The sequence below is a fragment of the Actinosynnema sp. ALI-1.44 genome, assembly GCF_001984155.1.
Taxonomy (GTDB): Bacteria; Actinomycetota; Actinomycetes; order Mycobacteriales; family Pseudonocardiaceae; genus Kibdelosporangium.
In genome coordinates this window covers 55,226-75,268 of sequence record NZ_MTQO01000031.1, presented here as the reverse complement: position 1 = coordinate 75,268, position 20,043 = coordinate 55,226, and the positions used below count along the sequence as shown (strand labels likewise).

Here is a 20,043-nt window from a genome sequence, read left to right as displayed (position 1 = left end):
GGCGGCGAGGCATGGCGGTACAGAGCGCGCGGGAGGCGCCGGTCGGGGTGGCCGAGCGCGCCCGGCCGGGCGTGGCCGAGCAGGCGCTTCGCGTCCTGGGGCGCGCGTGGCGCCCGGCCGCGTTGCTGGCGTTGCTGTTCGCCGGCTGGTGGGTGATCACCGCGACCGGGCTGGTCCAGCCGTACCTGGTCGCCTCGCCGGGCGACACGTTCGCGGTCATCGGGGACAAGTTCGACTACTTCTGGCAGAACACACTCGTCACGTTGTGGGAGACGCTCGCCGGGTTCGTGCTCGCGATCGTCGTCGGCGTGCTGGCCGCGGTGATGATGGTGTACTCGCCGACGATCGAGCGCACGCTGTATCCGCTGCTGCTGTTCGCGCAGGTGATCCCGAAGATCGCGGTGGCGCCGCTGTTCGTGGTGTGGCTCGGTTTCGGCATCGAGCCCAAGATCCTCGTCGCGCTGCTGATGGCGTTCTTCCCCGTGGTGATCTCGATGGTCACCGGGCTGAAGTCGATCGACCCCGAGATGCTGCAGCTGTCGGCGACCATGGGCGCGGGTCCGCTGAAGACGTTCTACAAGATCAGGATGCCCGCGTCGCTGCCGCACCTGTTCTCCGGCTTGAAGATCGGCGTGACGCTCGCGGTCACCGGTGCGGTCGTCGGCGAGTTCGTCGGCGCGAACGAGGGCCTCGGTTACGTGATCCAGCAGGCGAACGGGAACTTCGACACGCCGGTGCTGTTCGCCGGGCTCGTGGTCATCTCGCTGCTCGGCATCGTGCTGTTCGCGCTCGTCGAACTGCTCGAGTACTTCGTGCTCCCGTGGCACGCCAGCAGGCGCGTCGACGCCGCCACCACCAGCATGTGACAAGGGGAGTTTCGATGAGGTTGCGTACCCTGCTCACCGCCGCCTTAGTGCCCGTGCTCGCTCTGGCAGCCGCCTGTGGCGGTTCGGAGCAGCAGAAGTCCACCAACGCCGAGGGCAAGCAGCTCGACAAAGCCACCCTCATGCTGAACTGGTACCCGTACGGCGAGCACGCGCCGTTCTACTACGGCAAGGCGCAGAAGATCTTCGAGAAGCACGGGATCGACCTGACCATCCAGGCGGGCCAGGGCTCGCAGAAGACCATCCAGGCCACCGCGGCCGGCCAGACCGACTTCGGCTGGGCCGACACGCCCGCCCTGCTGGCCGGTGTCGGACAGGGCATGCAGGTCAAGAGTGTCGGCGTGTTCCTGCAGACCACACCGTCGGCGGTGCAGTTCTTCAGCGACAAGAACATCACGTCGCCGACGGGCCTGAAGGGCAAGACCATCGCGAGCACCGCCGGTGACGCGCTGAGCAAGACCTTCCCGGCGTTCCTCAAGGTCAACGGGCTGGCCGACTCGGACGTGAAGCTGCAGAACCTGGACGCCGCGGGCAAGATGGCCGCCGTGCTGTCCGGCCAGACGGACGCGTTGCTCGGCTTCGCCACCGACCAGGGCCCGACCATCCAGGAAAAGGGCCGCAAGAAGGTCTCGTACCTGAAGTTCGCCGACCACGGGCTGAACTTCTTCGCCAACGGCCTGCTCACCTCGCAGAAGAACCTGTCCGAGAAGAAGGACCTGGTCACGCGGATGGTCGCGGCGACGAGCGAGTCGTGGACCGCCGCGCAGGCCAACGCGAGCGCCGCCGTGCAGTCGATGAAGGGCGCTTCACAGCAGTTGCCGTCCGAGACGGTACTCGCGGAGCAGTTCGGCGAGACCACCAAGTTGCTCCACACGGAAACGACCACGGGCAAGGCGCCAGGGGTGAACGACGAGGCCGACTGGCGCAGGACGATCAAGGTCTTCGCCGAGGCGGGCGTGATCACCAAGGCCCAGGAGCCCTCGGCGTACTGGGACGTCAGCTTCGCCCCGAAGGGATGAGGATGCCCGCCAGCAGCCCGGCAACCGAGGCACCGGCCCACATGGACACCAGCGTCGAGATCGAGGACGTGGCGGTCCGCTTCCGCACCAGGCGCAAGGACGTCACCGCACTGCACGACGTCTCGCTGAGCGTGGCCGCGGGCGAGTTCGTCGCCATCGTCGGCCCGTCCGGCTGTGGCAAGTCCACTCTGCTCAAGCTGGTGTCCGGCCTGATGAAGCCGTCGAAGGGTCAGGTCACGCTGCTCGGCGAGAAGGTCGACGGGCCACGGCGGGACATCGGCTACGTCTTCCAGCGCGCCGCGTTGCTCGAATGGCGTTCCGCGCGCAAGAACATCCTGCTGCAGGCCGAGATGCGGGGGATGCCATCGGCCGTGGCGCGGGAACGTGCCGACGAGCTGATCGCGATGACCGGCCTGACCGGCTTCGAGGACGCGTATCCCCATGAACTTTCCGGTGGTATGCAACAGCGTGTGGCACTGTGCCGGGCGTTGCTGCACCGGCCGCCGGTGTTGTTGATGGACGAGCCGTTCGGTGCGTTGGACGCGCTCACCCGCGAGCACATGAACATCGAACTGCGCCGGATCTGGCGTGAGACAGGCACGACCATCCTCCTTGTCACCCACTCGATTCCCGAGGCCGTCTACCTCGCGGACCGGGTGGTGGTCATGTCGGCGCGTCCGGGCACCATCGACGAGCTGATCGCCGTCGACCTGCCGCTCGAGCGCGACTACGGCAAGACCATGTCCGAGCCCGGGTTCGCGCGAGCGACCGGCCGGATTCGCGATCTGCTGGGCGCCGCCACCAGTGCTGATTGATCGAGTCGACTGAGCTTTTACGCACCTGGAGGACCAATGAAGGTTCGTTCCGTGTGGGCTGTCGCGGCCATCGTGGCTTCGGCTTCGTTCGCCGTCGCGCTGCCTGCTAGCGCGGGTTTGACGACTTACTGCGAAGGGGAGGCCGGGGCGGTGAGCGTTCCGGGTGATCTGAGAGTGGGCGCGACCAAGTCCTGCGTGTTAACCGATGTCACTGTGACCGGGACCGTGACCGTAGAGGCGGGCGCGAGCCTGGTCGTCACCGGGGGCACGTTCAACGGCAACGTCACCGTCCTGGATGACGGTTTCCTGGACGCACAGGGAACCACGCTCAAGGGATCGCTGACGTCCACCGACGGCTTCGGGTTCTACCTCGCCGGGGGCACCAAGGTCGGCGCCGTGAAGGTGTCGTCCGACAAGTTCCCCGACCGCGGCACCTACGCGTATCTCAACGGCGCCACTGTGGACGGTGACTTCACCGCAGGCGTGGGGGAGGTCTACGCGGAGGCCGTGAGCTTCAACGGCAACGTCACCGGGACCAACGTGGCCTACGTGGACCTGGTGAACTCGGTCGTCGCCAAGGACATCACGGTCACCGGCGCCAAGCTCGGCGCGGTCGCCTGTGCCAGCGAGTTCTACGGCAACGCCTCCTACACCGGCAACTCGAAGGCGTTGCAGATCGGCGCGAACGGCCCGGTCGTCGGCTGTGAGCAGGCCAGTTACTGGGCGGGCGACCTGACAGTGTCCGGCAACAAGGCTGATGTGCACGTCAGCAACAACATCGTCCGGGGCAACTTGTCCGGCGCGGACAACGACCCGGCGCCGACGGGTTCCAACAACCGCGTCCGTGGCACGGTGTCCGGCCAGTTCGAGGACCTCGCACCGGAGACAGCCAGCCGTGGCGCGGCAGCGACGCACGAGCGGTCAGCCGACGTCGATGGCCGTCGTGGTGCGGCCAAGGCCGCCGCGCACGCCACAGGGCCTGCGGACCTGTAAGGACAGCCATGAAACCCGCCGCACGCCTACGGGCGTTGATCTGTGCTGTCCTGCTGCTGGCAGGCGCCTTCGGGCTGCCCGCGGCCGCGGCTGAGCCGCGGTTCTCGGTCCTGGTCTTCTCCAAGACGACCAACGTCCGGCACGACTCGATCGCCGCGGGCGTCGCGGCGATCAGGAAACTCGGTGCGGAGAACAACTTCGCGGTGGAGGCGACCGAGGACTCGGCCGCCTTCACCGACACCAACCTCGCCAAGTACGCCACCGTCATCTTCAACAACACCAACTCGACGCCGCAGTCCGGCGACCTGCTCAACGCCGACCAGCGCGCCGCTTTCCAGCGCTACATCCGCGCGGGCGGCGGCTTCACCGGTGTCCACGCCGCCACCGCGAGCGAACGCGACTGGACGTGGTTCGAAGGACTGGCCGGGGCGATCTTCGACTTCCACCCGCCGGTCCAGCCGGGCCGGGTCAAGGTGCTCGACCACACCCACCCGTCCACGAAGCACCTGCCCGACCTGTGGGAGCTGGAAGGGGAGGAGTGGTACAACTGGAAGGTCAACCCGACCGGCAAGGTGCACACCCTCGCGCAGGTCAAGCTGCGTGACGGGATCACCGGGCTGAACCAGGGCGTGGACCACCCGATCTCCTGGTGCCAGAACTACGACGGCGGTCGCTCCTGGTACACCACGATCGGCCACGGCATCCCCCGGTTCGCCGACCCGGTGTACCTCAAGCACCTGCTCGGCGGGATCGAATGGGCCGCCGGTGCCGAACCGGGGGACTGTTCGGCCACCAAGGACACCATGTTCCAGAAGGTCCCCCTGGTGACGGAAGGCCTCGCGGACCCGTTCGAACTGGCCGTGGCGCCGGACCGGCGCGTGTTCTTCATCCAGCGCACGGGCGCGCTCAAGATCCTCGACCAGCGCACGTTGAAGATCGCCACCGCGCTGGACTTCGCCTACACCCCGCAGATGACCAGCCAGTCCGACGGGTTGCTGGGCATCGCGCTGGACAACGACTTCGCCCGGAACAACTGGGTCTACCTGCTGTACTCCGACAAGGTCGAGAAACGCCAGAACGTGTCCCGGTTCACCGTGGTCGGCGACAAGGTCGACATGGCGAGTGAGAAGCGGCTGCTGGAGATCCCGACCTTCCGCGACGAGTTCCGGGCGAACTCGCACATGGGCGGCTCGATCCAGCTCGACAAGCACGGCAACCTGTACGTGGCGACCGGCGACAACACCGACCCGTTCAACTCCGACGGCTACACGCCGATCGACGAGCGGCCGGGCCGTCGCGCGTTGGACGCGCAGGCAACGGCTGGCAACACCAACGACTTCCGTGGCAAGATCCTGCGGATCACCCCACAGCCCAACGGGACGTACACCATCCCGCCCGGCAACCTGTTCGCGCCGGGGACCGCCAAGACCAGGCCCGAGATCTACGTGATGGGCATGCGCAACCCGTTCCGGATCACGCTCGACCCGATCACCGACACGCTGATGGTCGCCGACTACGGCCCGGACGCCCGGTCGGCCAACCCCCACCGCGGTCCGGAAGGGACAGTCGAGTTCAGCCGGATCACGAAGGCGTCCAACCAGGGCTGGCCGTACTGCGTCGGCAACAACATCCCGTTCAACGACTACAACTTCGCGACCGGCACGTCCGGCCCGAAGTTCGACTGCGGCAAGCTGGTCAACGACTCGCCGAACAACAGCGGCCTGCGTGACCTGCCTGCCGCCGACCCGGCCACGATCTGGTACGCCTACTCCGCGTCCGCCGAATTCCCCGAGCTCGGCACCGGCGGCGGTGGCCCGATGTCCGGCCCGGTCTACCAGTACAACGCGAGCAACGCGCTGGTGACGAAGTTCCCGGAGTACTTCGACGGCAAGTGGTTCGGCTACGAGCTGACCCGCGGCTACTTCAAGGCGATCTCGTTCCAGCGCACCGACCAGGCGTTCGCCAACCCGCGTTTCCCCGCGGTGCAGGCGGGGGACCTGCAGTCGATCAACAAGGCGCTGCCGACCATGAGCTGGATCCAGCCGTTCTCCGCGCACTTCGGCCCGGACGGCTCGATGTACGTGATCGACTTCGGCTCCGGCAGCGGCACCGGCCGGGGCGGGACCAACGACGGCTCGGGCATCCACCGGATCGACTACGTGGCCAACGGCCGCAGGCCGACCGCGAAGCTCAAGACCGATGTGGACTCCGGCAGGTACCCGCTGACCGTGAAGTTCTCCAGTGCGGGATCGGCCGGTGGCGACGGTGAACCGATCGACTACTTCTGGGACTTCGACGGCAACGGCACGATCGACTCCACCGAGCCGAACCCGACACACACGTACGCCAACCCCGGACAGTACGATGCGCGGCTGTCGGTCAAGAGCCGCCGCAACGGCCTGGACGGCATCGCGGCGACGGTGATCACCGCGGGCAACACCAGGCCTGAGGTGACGGTCGTCTCGCCGGTCAACGGCGGTGCCTTCGACTGGGGTGACACGATTCCGTTCGAGGTCCGGGTGACCGACCGGGAGGACGGCCGGATCGACTGCACGAAGGTCGTCGTCCAGTCCCAGCTCGGGCACGACTCGCACCTGCACCCGATGGACAACGTGACCGGGTGCCGCGGCGAGATCAAGACCGACCAGGGATCCAGCCACGGTCCGGGCCAGAACCTCTACGTGGCGGTGGCGGCGCAGTACACCGACGGCGGCGGGCCACGCGGTGTGCCTCCGCTGACGGGCTCGGCACACCTCGTGCTCGAACCCAAGCGCAAGGAAGCCGAGCACCACGAAGGCTTCGGCGGCGCACAGGGTGGCCCGGCCGTCATCAACAACGCCAACGCCTCGGCGGGCAAGCGGCTCGGCGAGATCGAGCACGGCGACTGGGTCGCGTACGACCCGGTGAACCTGACCAGGATCGATTCGGTCACGGTCGGCGCCGCGTCCGGCGGTCTCGGCGGCACGATCGAGTTCCGCGCCGACTCGCCGACCGGTCAACTGCTCGGCTCGGTGACCATCCCGAACACGGGTGACTACAACAACCTGATCTCACCGACAGTGCCGCTGAAGAACCCAGGGCGCACGGTCAAGCTGTACGCCGTGTTCACGAACCCCGCGTGGACGCCCACATCGCCCGACCTGCTGTCGCTGGACTGGTTGCAGTTCAACGGCGAAGGCATGGCGAAGCCGGGTACAGCGACCGGGATCGTGATCACGCCATCTGTCCGGAGTGGACCGGCGCCGTTGAACGTCTCGCTCACGTCGGCGGTGAACCCGCCTGCCGGACGGACTGTCACCGGTTACTCGTGGGACTTCGGTGACAACACGGCCGTCGGTAGTGGTCCGTCGGTCACGCACCAGTACGCCCGCAAGGGCGTCTACACAGCGCGACTGACCACGACGGACAACACCGGCGCGCACAGTTCGAACACCGTGCTCATCACTGTCAACTAATGGGCAACTAGGGGTCGGCGATGACTACCTCACGACGTGGCTTCCTCAAGGTCGCCTTGGGAACCGGCGTGGTCGCGAGTGGTCTGAACGGTACGAGTGCGGCGGCGGACCCGCCGCCGCACTCCTCAGACCAAACCCGGGTTCCGCTCGACCACATCGGGATCCAGCTGTACACAGTCCGCAAACTCATGGCCACCGATCCACAGGGGACGCTCAACGCCTTGGGAACCATGGGCTACGCGACTGTCGGCGTGAGCGGCCTGTACGGGCACGCGCCGGAGAAGTTCCGGGACATGATGGACACCGCCGGTGTGCGCGCGGTCCTCACGCACACCAGCTGGGACGCGATGAACGCCGATGTCCAGCGGGAACTGGAGATCGCCGGGATTCTGGGCGTCCGGTACGTGGTGGTGCCGTCGCTGCCCGGCTCGTTGCGCACAGTGGCCGGATACACCCATGTCGCGGCGAAGTTCCAGGAATGGGGTACGCGCTGCCGCAGCGCGGGGCGGAAGTTCCTGTTCCACAACCACGACGTGGACTTCGCGACAGTGGACGGGAAGGTCCTGTTCGACATCCTGCTCGAGCGGACCGACGCCCGGTTCGTCAACTTCGAACTGGACCTGTACTGGATCGTCAAGGCCGGATACGACCCGGTGGCGTACTTCGAACGCCACCCTGGCCGGTTCCCGGTGTACCACGTCAAGGACATGGCCGCCGACGGGTCCTTCGAGGACCTCGGCCACGGCACCATCGACTTCCCGCGGATCTTCGCCCGGTACGCCCAGTCGGGGATCCGTGAGTACGTCGTCGAGCACGACACCCCGCGTGATCCGCTGCTGACAGCCCGGCGTGGCCAGGAGTACCTTGCCAAGGTCAGGTTCTAGAGGAGGCAGCGCGTGAAGATCACAACCCTGGACGGCACAGCCACCACGTGGGACGAGCTGACCGGTGGGAAGGCCGCACTGGTGGTGAACGTGGCGTCCCAGTGCGGACTGACGCCGCAGTACACCGCGCTGGAGCAACTCCAGAAGGAGTACGGCCCGCGTGGGTTCACCGTGATCGGCGTGCCGTGCAACCAGTTCGGTGGCCAGGAACCGGGCAGCGTGGAGGAGATCCGGACGTTCTGCTCGACGACCTACGGCGTGACCTTCCCGATGACCGAGAAACTGGAGGTCAACGGGCCGGGCAAGCACCCGCTGTACGCGGAGTTGACCGCGCACGCCGACGAGGAGGGCCAGGCCGGGGACGTCCAGTGGAACTTCGAGAAGTTCCTGCTGTCGCCCCGGGGTGCCGTGGTGGCGCGGTTCCGGCCGACCGTCGAGCCGGGTGACCCGAAGATCCGCTCGGCGATCGAGGCGCAGCTGCCCCGGTGACTTCCTTCTCCCAGACCCGGGTCTACTCGATCCCGATGCGCACCCGGTTTCGCGGTATCACGGTGCGCGAGGGGGTGTTGGTCGAAGGTCCGGCCGGCTGGGGCGAGTTCTGCCCGTTCACCGAGTACGACGACGCCGAGGCCGCGTCGTGGCTGGCCACGGCGGTGGAACAGTGCACGGTGGGCTGGCCCGCGCCGGTGCGCCACCGGATCCCGGTCAACTGCACCGTTCCCGCCGTCGACCCGGCGAAGGCGCACGCGATCGCGGCGGGTTCCGGTTGCCGGACGGCGAAAATCAAGGTCGCCGACCACCCCGGCTCGCTCGCCGAGGACGTCGCACGAGTCGAGGCGGTCCGGGATGCGTTGGGCCCGAACGGAAAGATCCGCGTGGACGCCAACGCGGTGTGGGACGTGGACACCGCGGTGGCGAACATCCGCGCGTTGGACAAAGCCGCGGGCGGCTTGGAGTACGTCGAACAACCGTGCCCGGGCATCGACGAGCTCGCCGCGGTGCGACGCCGGGTGGACGTCCCGATCGCGGCGGACGAATCGATCCGCCGCGCCGAGGATCCCCTGAAAGTCGCGGTGGCGGGCGCCGCGGACATCGCGGTGATCAAGTGCACCCCCTTGGGCGGCGTCCGGCGCGCGCTGCGCGTCGCGGAGGCGGCCGGGCTGCCCTGCGTGGTCTCGTCGGCACTGGAGACCAGCGTCGGTCTGGCCGCGCAGGTCGCGCTGGCCGCGGCGCTGCCGTCGCTGGACCACGCGTGCGGTCTGGGCACGTTGTCGTTGCTGGCAGGCGATGTCGTGGACGACTCGCTCATCCCGGTCGACGGGTTCATCGATGTCAGGGCCCCCGGGCCGCCCGTGGCGGGCCGGTTCGAGGAGACCGATCCGCAACGGGTGGCGTGGTGGCTGGCCAGGCTCGACCGGGCGGCCCGGTTCATGATCGCCTGATCGGGGCGGGCGTAGTCGGCCGATTGGCGGTACCGTCCTTGCGACCGTAAGGAGGAAGCCGTGACCAAGGTGAGCGTTTCCGCCTCGATGCCAGTCCAACCGGCCAAGGCGTGGGTGACCGCGTCGGACCTGTCCCGGTTCGGTGAATGGCTCGCGTTGCACGAGGGCTGGCGAGGCGATGTGCCCGAAGAGATCAAGACGGGCACAGTGCTGACATCGGTGGTGTCGGTGAAAGGCCTGCGCAACCGCATCACCTGGTCTGTCACTTCCTACGACCCGCCCAACGGCATCACGCTCTCCGGTGAGGGCAAGGCCGGTGTCAAGGCGTCGCTGCAGTTGAAGCTGCGGCCGGACGGCGACGGCGCGACGGGCGAGTTGGATGTGGAGTTCACCGGGCCGGGGATGTTCGGCCCGATCTCGGCGGCGGTGGGCAGAACGCTCAAGGGCGACCTGCACAAGTCGTTGGAGAAGCTGGCCCGGTTGGTCGACTAGGCCCCTGCGCCGTTCGTGCAACCAATGTGGCTTTCGTAGCGTTTTTCGCACCGAAGGCCACATTGGTTGCACAGCGGCGGCGGGGCGGTGGGGGGTGATCGGCGGATCACCAGGAGCAGACCGGTCGCGCCGATCAACGCGCACGCGCCGGAGACGATCAGCGCGGTCGGGTTGCCGAACCCGGTGAGGGTGTCGCCGATGAGCACGGCCGCGGTCGTGCCCGGCAGGCTGCCGAGCACGGTGCCTGCCAGGAACGGCAGCAGCCGCACGGAGGAGACCCCGCAGCAGTAGTTCATCGGGGTGAACGGCACGACCGGGATCATCCGCAGCGACGCCACCGCGAGCCACCCGCCGCCGGTGAGTTTCTCGTCGACTGCCCGGACCGCGGCCTTGTCCCAGTGCCGGGCCACCAACCCGCGACCGACCCACCGCGCGAGCCCGAAACCGAGGACCGAGCTGAGCGCGGTCGCGGACATCGCCACGAGCACGCCGAGGAGCGGGCCGAGCAACAGGCCCGAGGCCAACGAGAACACCGTGCGCGGGATCGGCACGATCGTGGCGACGACGTACGTCACGAACATCAACAGGGGAGCGGCGGCGCCCGCGCCGAGCGCCCACGACCGCACGTCGCCCGGCCCCGGGACGGGGAGCACGAACGCGGCGGCTATCAACACCGCGAGCAGACCGACGGCCAGCGCGGTACGAACTCGCGGCATGCCACCAGTCTAGATGTGTCGCCCCGACCGTCCCGGATGCCCGAGGGGTCGATCGAGTAAACCACGTTCGTTCACCTTTCCACGAAATGGGATTAAGCGCCTGTTCGGACGATTGTCACGCACTGTGGCGGTATAGGCGAAAGTTATCGGTAACGAACCGTAGATCAGTGCGATGCGGTGACTCCCGGTGTCGATCATGACGCCCATTCCCGCTGTCCGTCGGTCCTAAACGCACCCAGTCGTGGCATGGTTGGCCGCGTGGCAACTCCGTAGCGTTGACCGCCATAGATGTTTTCGTTTTCAATCACTAGTTTCAAAAACGATGACACCACTAATGGCGGTATAGCCGATGTTGTTGACAGAGGCACAGTGGGTATGCGTTGGGAGTCGTCGAACGGGTTTGCCTGGAATGGCGCGTTCCGGCAACGGGGAAACCGTTCGGTCCGTGGGAGTGAACGAGAGGGAAATCGGTGTTATCCGCATCGGAGGATGGCGGGGGTTTAGTGGGAGTGACCGGCCGCATTGATTCGGCCGGGCTTTCCGGCATGGTGGGTGCGCTGACCGAAGCGCACGGGGTACCGGGGGCGCAGTTCACGGTGCTGCACGAGGGAGAGCTGGTCGCCGTGGCCGTCGGCGAGGCCGAGCACGGCAGCGGCCGTCCCGTCACACCGGACGTGGCCTTCCCGGTCGGGTCCATCGGCAAGACGTTCACCGCGGCGGTGGTCATGGTCCTGGCCGCGGACGGCGACCTCGGTCTGGACGACCCGGTCGGCGAGTACGTGCCGGAGACCGCGGGCAGGCCGATCGCGGCGGTCACACCGCGGCAGCTGCTCAGCCACACCGGTGGCCTGGAGTCCGGCCCGGAGGGCGGGCCGTCGATGCGCGGGCTGGTCGAGCGCACCGGCCTGATCCAGCCGCCCGGCGGGGACTTCTCGTACTCGAACGCCGGGTTCGTGCTGCTCGGCAGGCTGGCCGAGACCGTGACGGGGATGTCGTGGTTCGAGTGCGTGGAATCGATCCTGCTGCGCCCGCTGGGGATCGCACCGGCGTTCGTGGTCGGTCCGCGCACCGCGAGACCCGTCGCGACCGGGCACGCCGGACGTGCGAGACCCGTCACGCAGAACATCACGCTCGCCGAGGCACCCGCCGGTGCCATCGCGGCGAGCGCTTCCGACTTGGTCGCGCTCGGCCGCATGCTGGTCGACGGCGGTGGCATCCTGTCGCACGAGGACGCCCGCCGGATGCGCCAGCCGGTCGCCGACGCCTTCGGCCTGGCCGACGCGTGGGGTCTCGGCCTCGCGCTGTTCGGCACGTGGGCGGGCCACGACGGCACCGGCGACGGCACGTGGTGCCAGCTCAGGATCGACCCGGATCGCGGCACTGTGGCCGCTCTGACCTGCAATTCCAGTGCGGGTGCGGGGTTGTGGGACGACGTCGTGGCCGAGTTGGGCCGCCGGGGGTTGCCCATCCCGAGCGGCTCGTTGACGGCCGTGCCCGACGTCGTCCTGCCACCGCCGGACGGCTGGTCGGGCAGTTTCCACAACGGCGACACCGAGTATTCGATCTCCGCGGACATGGTCTTCGCGGTCGACGGCGAGCCACAGGCCATGATCACTTTTCACGAAGGTTTGACATTCTCGCTACGGGATAACCAATCAGGTCAGCAGCTGTACGCGGGCCGCTGCCTGGTATCTCCGGAGACCGGGAAAATCGACCGCATTCACGTCAACGGCAGGCTCGCGCTGGCCCGCCGGTAATAGATCGCAGGCACCGTCGCCGTTCATTGCCCGAACGGGTGACTGTGATCATTTAACACACCTGAAAGGTGCCCTGGTCATGCTGTCGAACAATGCTGTCCTTGGTGCGGGGAAAAACGTCCGAGTGGCCCCGCTTACATTTTCTGGAATGTTCGAACGGCAGGTCGAGCGCACGCCGGGCTTACCGGCGATCCGGTACGACGACACCGTCATCAGATACGCGGAGCTGGACGAGCGGGCCAACCGGCTCGCCCACTTGCTCGTCGACCGCGGCGCGGGCCCGGAGCGCGTCGTCGCGCTGCTGCTGCCCCGATCGGCCGACATCGTCGTCGCTCAACTGGCCGTGCTGAAGGCTGGCGCCGCGTTCCTGCCGGTCGACCCGGACTACCCGGCCGAACGCGTCGAGATGATGCTGGCCGACGCCGCTCCCGTGCTCACGCTCACCCGCGCCGACCTGCGCGATCCGGCGATCGACGAGATGCCGCCGTGGTCGCCGCGGGTCGACGTCGGGGTGGATCACCCCGCCTACGTCATCTACACGTCCGGTTCGACGGGCCGTCCGAAAGGCGTCGTCGTCACCCACCGCGGCCTGGCCAGCTTCTCCGCGGCGGAGATCGACCGGTTCGGCGTCCGGCCGGGTGACCGCGTGCTGCAGTTCTCCTCGCCGAGCTTCGACGCCTCCGTGCTGGAGCTGTGCATGTCGCTGCCCGCGGGCGCGGCACTGGTCGTGCCGCCGCCCGGCCCGCTCCTGGGCGAGCGACTTGCCGAAGTACTCGGCCGTTCGCGCGTCACCCACGCCCTCATCCCGCCGGTCGCCCTGGCGACCGTGCCGCCGTCGGCGGCCACCGCGCTGCCGGACTTCCGCTGCGTGATCGTCGGCGGCGACGCCTGTGACGCCGAACTCGTCCGCCACTGGGCGCCGGGACGGCGGATGATCAACGCGTACGGCCCGACCGAGTGCACCGTGGTCGCCACCTGGAGCGAGCCGCTGGTGCCGGGGGAGACGGCCCCGCCCATCGGCGGCCCGATCTGGAACACCACCGCGTACGTGCTGGACGAAACGCTGCACCCGGTGTCGTCGGGCGAGCTCTATGTATCCGGTGTCGGCCTGGCTCGTGGCTACCTCAACCGGCCGGGCCTGACGGCTTCCCGGTTCGTCGCGGACCCGTTCGGACCGCCCGGCAGCCGGATGTACCGCACCGGGGACGTGGTCCGCTGGACCGCGACGGGTGAGCTGGAGTTCGTCGGCCGGGCCGACCACCAGGTCAAGATCCGCGGCCACCGGATCGAACCCGGGGAGATCGAGACGGTGCTGCGCGGCCACCCCGAGGTGGACGGCGCCGTGGTGATCGCCCGCGTCGACCAGGGCCTCAAACGGCTGGTGGCGTACGTGACCTCGTCCGGCGAGCCGGACCTGCGCGACTGGGTCGCGGACGTGCTGCCCGAGTACATGGTTCCGGCGGCGTTCGTCGTGTTGCGCGAATTCCCGCTGAGCCCCAACGGCAAGCTGGACCGTGCCGCGTTGCCCGCGCCGGTCGTGGAGGCCGGTCCGTCGTACGTCGAACCGCGCACCGACGCCGAGCGGGCACTGGCCCGGATCTGGGCGGACGTGCTCGGCATGGACCGGGTCGGGATCGAGGACGACTTCGGCTTCCTCGGCGGCGACTCGATCCTGGGCAACCGGGTGATCGCCCGGATCCGCACCGACCTCGGCGTGGACCTGCCCGCGCACGCCGTGTTCGACGCCAGGACGATCGCCGGTCTCGCCGAGCTCGTCCCCGCCGCGGCCGCCGCCACGCCGATCAGCCGGGTCGAGCGCGGCCACGTCTATCCGCTTTCCCCGGCCCAGCACCGGCTCTGGCTGCAGGACGAGCTGATCGGCGCGGGCAACAACACGGCTTTCGGGGTCCGGATCACCGGCCGCGTCGACGTGGAGAAGCTGCGCTCCGCGCTCGCGGCGCTGGTCGACCGGCACGAGATCCTCCGCACCACGTTCGACACCGTGCACGGCGAACCAGTCCAGGTGATCGGCGCGGACAGCGAGATCCCGTTGTACGTCAGCGATTCGTCCGCCTGCGTCGAGACCGAGCTCGCGCGGCCGTTCGACCTGCGCCGCGGGCCGCTGTCCCGTGCCGTGCTGGTCCGCCTCGGCGTGGACGACCACGTGTTCGTCCTGTGCCAGCACCACATCGTCACCGACGGCTGGTCGGTGGATGTGCTGCTCGACGAGTTGTGGTCGGTGTACGCGGGCGCGGGCGACCTGCCGTCGCTGCCGATCCAGTACGCGGACTTCGCCGTCTGGCAGCGTGAGCGGGACATCAGCGGCCAACTGTCGTACTGGCAGGGGAAACTGGCCGGGATGCGGCCGCTGCGGCTGCCCGTCGACCACCCCAGGGCCGCACGGCCAGGACCGTCCGGTGCGGTGCACCGCAGTCGGCTGGACGCGGAACTCGTGCGGCGCCTGACCCGGATGGGCCAGGCGCACGGCGCCACCCTGTTCACCACCTTGGCCGCTGCCGTCAACGTGCTGCTGTCCGGCTGGACCGGTGAACGCGACGTCGCCATCGGCAGCGTGAGCTCCGGCCGCAACCGGTCCGAACTGGACGGTGTGGCGGGCTTCTTCGTCAACACGCTGGTGCTGCGGTCCGACGTGGATCCGGGACTGCGGTTCGCCGACTTCGTCGGGCAGGTCCGCGCGACCGTGCTCGGCGCGTTCGCCAACGAGGACGTCCCGTTCGACCAGCTCGACACCGACCGGCTGCACGCGGTCGTGGTGCTGCACAACGAGATCGCCCGCCCCCGTGACGTCGCGGGCCTGCGCGTCGAACCCTGTGACCTGCCGAGGCCGCACGCGCGGTTCGACCTGGTCATCGAGTTCTGGCCGCGTGGCGACGAACTGCTGGTCGTCCTCGAATACGACAAGGACCTGTTCGAGGCGAGCACGGTCGAACGTCTGTCAGGCAGGCTGCACGAGCTGCTGGACGCCGTCGTCACGGACCCCGACCGGCTCGTCGGCGAGCTCGGCCCGCACCCGGCAGCCGTTCCGCGGCAGGTGGTGCAGTCGCCGAGCGGGTACGTCGCCCCACGCACACCGACCGAGGAGAAGCTCGCCGGGATCTTCGCCGATGTGCTCGGTGTGCCCAAGGTCGGCGTCCGGGACAACTTCTTCGAGCTCGGCGGTGACTCGATCCTGGCGATCCGGGTGGTGGCCAAGGCCAAACAGGCCGGGATGACGGTGACCGCCAGGGACATCTTCGCCAAACAGACCGTCGCCGCACTGGCTCCGGTGATCACCGAACACGTGACCGTCGTCGACCAGGGCCCGGTCGTCGGTGAGGCCCCGCTGACGCCGATCCAGCGCTGGTTCTTCGACAACCACCCGGTCGACCCGGAACACTTCAACCAGTCCATCGTGGTGGAGCTGGTCGACGACTACGACCCGGAAGCGTTGGACAAGGCCGCCAGGGCACTGATCGAACACCACGACGCGTTGCGGATGCGGTTCGAGACCACCGACGGGCACCGCGTCCAGCGCGTCGCCCCGGTCCAGGAACGCATCCTCGTCGGTGAGGGCATCGACCTGGTGTCCGGCCCGATGATCAAGGCGGTCCTGGTCGACCGGACGACCGTACTGATCAGCGTGCACCACCTCGTGGTCGACGGCGTGTCCTGGCGGATCCTCCTCGAGGACCTCGACACGGCCTACCAGCAGGTGGTCCGGGGCGAGCCGGTCGACTTCGGTACCAAGACCACGTCCTTCCTGGACTGGTCGAGGCTGTTGGCGGCGCACGACTTCAGCGCGGACGCCGCCTACTGGGACGCGGTCGCCGATCCCGGCCCCATCCCGGTCGACGGCGACGGGCCCAACACGGTCGCGAGCACCCGGACGGTCACGACCAGGCTCACCGAACGGGAAACCGACGCACTGCTACGCGACCTCCCGAAGCGGTACCACACGCGCGCCAACGACGTCCTGCTCAGCGCTGTGGGCCGGGTGCTCGGTCAGTGGACCGGTCACGACGACGTGCTGGTCGACCTGGAAGGGCACGGCCGCGAGGAGTTCGGCGGTGCCGACCTGTCCAGGACGGTCGGCTGGTTCACGACCATGTTCCCCGTCGCACTGCACGTCCCGGACACGGCGTGGGGCGACACCCTGAAGTCGGTCAAGGAGCAGCTGCGGGCCGTGCCGCGCAACGGTCTGTCCTACGGCGTGCTCGGTCCCAGGCTGCGGCCCCAGGTGAGCTTCAACTACCTCGGCAGGATGGACTGGCCTCGGGGCGAGCTGTACCGCGGGATCGGTGGTCTTGACCTGGACGCCAGCCCGGCGCACCACCGGTTCCACCTGATCGACCTCGTCGGCAAGGTCGAACGCGGGTGCCTGGAGCTGACGTGGTTCTACTCGTCGAACGTGCACAGGCCCGCGACGATCGAGAAGCTCTCGCAGGAGCTGTCGGCGGCGCTGCGGCAGATCATCCGGGTCCCGGGCGGCGGCCGGACCCCGTCGGACTTCCCGCTGGCCGCGCTCACCCAGGACCAGATCGACAGGATCGGGCCGTCCGCGTCGGACATCTACCCGCTGACCCCGATGCAGGCCGGGATGGTCTTCCACGACCTGTCCGAGCCGGACGAGGGAACGTACTTCCAGCAGACCACGTTCGTGCTCGGCGGCGTGGACAACGTGATGCGCCTGGCCAAGGCGTGGCAGCACATCGTCAGCCGCACGCCGGTGCTCCGCAGCGCGATCGTGTGGCAGGGCGTCGAGGAACCGGTGCAGGTCGTCCGGGACGACGTGACGCTGCCGGTCAGCGTGCTCGACTGGTCCCGGTACTCCGCGCCGCGCGCCGAACGGGCGTTGCGGAGCCTGCTGGCCAAGGACCGCGCGGAGGGCGTCGACCTGAGCAAGGCGCCGTTGATGCGGATCAGTCTGGCGCGGCTGCCGGGCGACGAGGTCCGTGTGCTGTGGACCTTCCACCACGTCCTGCTCGACGGGTGGAGCATCTTCCAGGTCCTCAACGACGTCTTCGCCCGGTACAGCGGCGCGGAAGTACCCGACCGGCCGCCGTTCCGCGACTACGTCGAGTGGCTCCGCGGCCGCGACGACCGTCCGGCGGAGGAGTACTGGCGTCGCGTGCTCGGTGACTTCACCACTCCGACATCGCTTCCGTACGACCGCGTCTCCTCGCGGGCCCCGCGTTCCGCGGCCCAGGTCCCGTTCGAGCTCGACGAACCGGCCTCGGCGCGGCTCTACGAGTTCGCCAAGCGGCACAGGCTGACGCTGAACACTGTCATCCAAGGCGTCTGGGCGCTGCTGCTGTCGCGGTACAGCGGCCAGCGCGACGTGTGTTTCGGTGCGACCGTGTCCGGGCGTCCGGCGGACCTGCCCGACGGGATCACGGGCATCCTGATCAACACGCTGCCGGTGCGGTCCGGTGTGGACTCCTCGGCGACGGTCGCGGACTGGCTGCGGCAGTTGCAGGAGCAGCAGACCGAGGCACGGCAGTTCGAGCACCTGCCGCTGTCCCGCCTGCAGGCGTGCAGCGGCGTGCCCGGCGGGACGGAGCTGTTCGACAGCATCCTCGTCTTCGAGAACTACCCGGCGGACTCGGTGCACGGTCTGCGGATCACCGACATGACCGCGATCGAGGCGACCAACTACTCGCTCAGCGCGACGATCTACCCGGGCAGGCGGCTGAAGATCGTGCTGGGGTTCGAACGGGACCGCTTCGACGAGAACACCGTCGACCGGATCAGCGAACACCTCGGTGTCCTGCTGGACGACCTGGTCGCCGACCCCGGCCGTCGCCTCGGTGACCTGTCGATCCTCACCGCGACCGAGCGCGCCCAGATCGAGTCGTGGAACGAAACCGGCGACGACGTCCCCGACGTCACGCTGACCGAGATGTTCGAACGTCAGGTCGCGCGGACACCGGACGCGGTGGCCGTGCGGCACACCGACGGAAACCTGACCTACACCCAGTTGAACGCGCGAGCCAACCGGTTGGCGCGCGACCTGATCGCGCAGGGTGTCCGACCGGAGAAGACGGTCGCGCTGTCACTGCCGCGCACCGCCGACATGGTCGTCGCGGCACTCGCGGTCCTCAAGGCAGGCGGTGGATACGTGCCGGTCGATCCCACGTACCCACCCGACCGCAAGGACATGATCCTCGCCGACGTGGAACCCATCTGTGTGCTGACGGAGGTGATCGAAGACACCGCGCTGCCGTGCGAGAACGTGACAGACGAGGAGCGGATCGAGCCACACCGACCCGGCCATCTCGCCTACGTGATCCACACCTCAGGATCGACCGGACGTCCCAAAGGCGTCATGGTGTCGCACCGCAGCGCGGTCAACCTGATGCGCTGGGCGGCCACGAATGTCGGCGACATGTCGCACGTGCTGGCGTCGACGTCGTTGAACTTCGACGTGTCGGTGTTCGAGATCTTCGCGCCGCTGATGTCCGGTGGCAGCATCGAACTGGTCCAGGACCTGCTGGTGCTGGCCGAACGGCCGTGGCAGGGCAGCATGGCCAGTGGTGTGCCGTCGGTGTTCGCCAACCTCCTGGACGGGCCGGGTCTGCGCGTGGACGCGGAAACCCTGGTCCTCGCTGGGGAGGCATTGCCGCAACGGGTGTACACCGCGCTGCGGGAGGCGGTTCCGGGAGCGAGGATCGTGAACGCCTACGGCCCCACCGAGGCCACGGTGTACGCGACCGCGTGGTACTCCGACGGTGCCGACATGCCGACGATCGGCCGCCCGGTGTCCAACGCCAGGGCCTATGTCCTGGACGGCAGGCTCCGCCCGATGCCCGTCGGTGCCGCGGGCGAGCTGTACATCGGGGGTGCGGGCGTCGCGCGGGGCTATCTCGGCAGGCCCGGTCTGACCGCGAACAAGTTCCTGCCCGACCCGTACGGTTCGGACGGCGACCGGATGTACCAGACCGGTGACGTGGTGCGCAGGCGCCCCGACGGGACGATCGAGTACCTCGGCCGATCCGACCACCAGGTCAAGGTCCGTGGCTTCCGGATCGAACCCGGCGAGATCGAGACCGTCCTGACCGGACACCCGAGTGTCGCGTCCGCCGTCGTGGTGGCCCGCTCCGACCAGGGCCGCAAGCAGCTCGTCGGCTACGTCGTCCCGGCGAACGGCCAGGTCGACGTGGACGCGCTGCGTGCGTTGACCGCGAGCACCTTGCCGGACCACATGGTCCCGGCCGCGTTCGTCTCGATCGACCGGCTGCCGCTCAACAACAACGGCAAGCTCGACCGCAACGCCTTGCCCGCGCCGGACTGGAGCCAGACCGCACGAGCCGACCACGTGGCCCCGCGCACCGACACCGAACTCCTCGTCGCGGAGATCTGGTCAGCCGTGCTGGGGGTCGACCGGATCGGCATCGACGACAACTTCTTCGACCTCGGCGGTGACTCCATCCAAAGTGTCCTGATCTCCGCGCGGACCAACTCGGCGTTCGACGTGTCGCTGACACCGAGGGACGTGATGACCGCGCAGACCGTGGCTGCGCTCGCCGAAACGGTCGAGGAGCACATCCTGCGCGAGCTCGAGCGCATCGCCGCGGGCGGGGAGTGAA

General features: G+C 68.4%; 11 protein-coding genes and 1 pseudogene. 11 read left to right on the top strand and 1 reads right to left on the bottom strand.

Annotated elements, in window-relative coordinates; translation table 11 throughout:
• Positions 1–11: 11 nt before the first annotated feature.
• From ALI144C_RS05550 to ALI144C_RS05510, 9 genes are all read left to right on the top strand, one after another.
• On the top strand, positions 12–866 hold the full coding sequence (locus ALI144C_RS05550; RefSeq protein ID WP_076985918.1) for an ABC transporter permease: 855 nt from the start codon (positions 12–14) through the stop codon (positions 864–866).
• A gap of 14 nt (positions 867–880) precedes the next feature.
• Positions 881–1,903 carry an ABC transporter substrate-binding protein gene (locus ALI144C_RS05545; protein WP_076985917.1) on the top strand — a complete coding sequence of 341 codons (1,023 nt, stop codon included), beginning with the start codon at positions 881–883 and terminating at the stop codon, positions 1,901–1,903.
• A gap of 2 nt (positions 1,904–1,905) precedes the next feature.
• Complete coding sequence (locus tag ALI144C_RS05540; protein WP_237773998.1) at positions 1,906–2,718, top strand: ABC transporter ATP-binding protein; 813 nt, start codon at positions 1,906–1,908, stop codon at positions 2,716–2,718.
• Between the two features lie 225 nt (positions 2,719–2,943).
• A complete protein-coding gene (locus ALI144C_RS05535) occupies positions 2,944–3,711 on the top strand; it encodes a hypothetical protein (RefSeq protein WP_143230426.1) in 768 nt (255 codons plus the stop codon).
• A gap of 8 nt (positions 3,712–3,719) precedes the next feature.
• Positions 3,720–7,166: a ThuA domain-containing protein gene (locus ALI144C_RS05530; RefSeq protein WP_076985914.1), complete on the top strand. Its 3,447-nt coding sequence runs from the start codon at positions 3,720–3,722 to the stop codon at positions 7,164–7,166.
• A 20-nt stretch (positions 7,167–7,186) separates the two neighbouring features.
• On the top strand, positions 7,187–8,050 hold the full coding sequence (locus tag ALI144C_RS05525) for a sugar phosphate isomerase/epimerase family protein (RefSeq protein ID WP_076985913.1): 864 nt from the start codon (positions 7,187–7,189) through the stop codon (positions 8,048–8,050).
• A gap of 12 nt (positions 8,051–8,062) precedes the next feature.
• On the top strand, positions 8,063–8,539 hold the full coding sequence (locus ALI144C_RS05520) for a glutathione peroxidase (protein ID WP_076985912.1): 477 nt from the start codon (positions 8,063–8,065) through the stop codon (positions 8,537–8,539).
• A 35-nt stretch (positions 8,540–8,574) separates the two neighbouring features.
• Positions 8,575–9,492, top strand: coding sequence for an o-succinylbenzoate synthase (locus tag ALI144C_RS05515; RefSeq protein ID WP_202818857.1), 918 nt, complete (start codon positions 8,575–8,577; stop codon positions 9,490–9,492).
• Positions 9,493–9,552: 60 nt separating this feature from the next.
• On the top strand, positions 9,553–9,984 hold the full coding sequence (locus ALI144C_RS05510) for a type II toxin-antitoxin system Rv0910 family toxin (RefSeq protein ID WP_076985910.1): 432 nt from the start codon (positions 9,553–9,555) through the stop codon (positions 9,982–9,984).
• On the opposite strand, the gene ALI144C_RS05505 is transcribed toward ALI144C_RS05510, so the two are convergent.
• The gene (locus tag ALI144C_RS05505; RefSeq protein ID WP_076985909.1) at positions 9,981–10,700 is read right to left on the bottom strand and encodes a TVP38/TMEM64 family protein; all 720 of its coding nucleotides are present in this window, start codon (positions 10,698–10,700) and stop codon (positions 9,981–9,983) included. The genes ALI144C_RS05510 and ALI144C_RS05505 overlap by 4 nt on opposite strands.
• Before the next feature lie 509 nt (positions 10,701–11,209).
• On the opposite strand from ALI144C_RS05505, the gene ALI144C_RS05500 reads away from it, so the two are divergent.
• Positions 11,210–12,457: a serine hydrolase domain-containing protein gene (locus tag ALI144C_RS05500; RefSeq protein WP_083752742.1), complete on the top strand. Its 1,248-nt coding sequence runs from the start codon at positions 11,210–11,212 to the stop codon at positions 12,455–12,457.
• A 136-nt stretch (positions 12,458–12,593) separates the two neighbouring features.
• Positions 12,594–20,042, top strand: a pseudogene (locus ALI144C_RS05495) (amino acid adenylation domain-containing protein); the annotation flags it as partial.
• Position 20,043: the final 1 nt, after the last annotated feature.

Bases quoted from the DNA above. Each gene is read 5' to 3' on its own strand.
- ALI144C_RS05550 (WP_076985918.1), top strand. From the start codon at position 12: ATGGCGGTACAGAGCGCGCGGGAGGCGCCGGTCGGGGTGGCCGAGCGC.
- ALI144C_RS05545 (WP_076985917.1), top strand. From the start codon at position 881: ATGAGGTTGCGTACCCTGCTCACCGCCGCCTTAGTGCCCGTGCTCGCT.
- ALI144C_RS05540 (WP_237773998.1), top strand. From the start codon at position 1,906: ATGCCCGCCAGCAGCCCGGCAACCGAGGCACCGGCCCACATGGACACC.
- ALI144C_RS05530 (WP_076985914.1), top strand. From the start codon at position 3,720: ATGAAACCCGCCGCACGCCTACGGGCGTTGATCTGTGCTGTCCTGCTG.
- ALI144C_RS05525 (WP_076985913.1), top strand. From the start codon at position 7,187: ATGACTACCTCACGACGTGGCTTCCTCAAGGTCGCCTTGGGAACCGGC.
- ALI144C_RS05515 (WP_202818857.1), top strand. From the start codon at position 8,575: ATGCGCACCCGGTTTCGCGGTATCACGGTGCGCGAGGGGGTGTTGGTC.
- ALI144C_RS05505 (WP_076985909.1), bottom strand. From the start codon at position 10,700: ATGCCGCGAGTTCGTACCGCGCTGGCCGTCGGTCTGCTCGCGGTGTTG.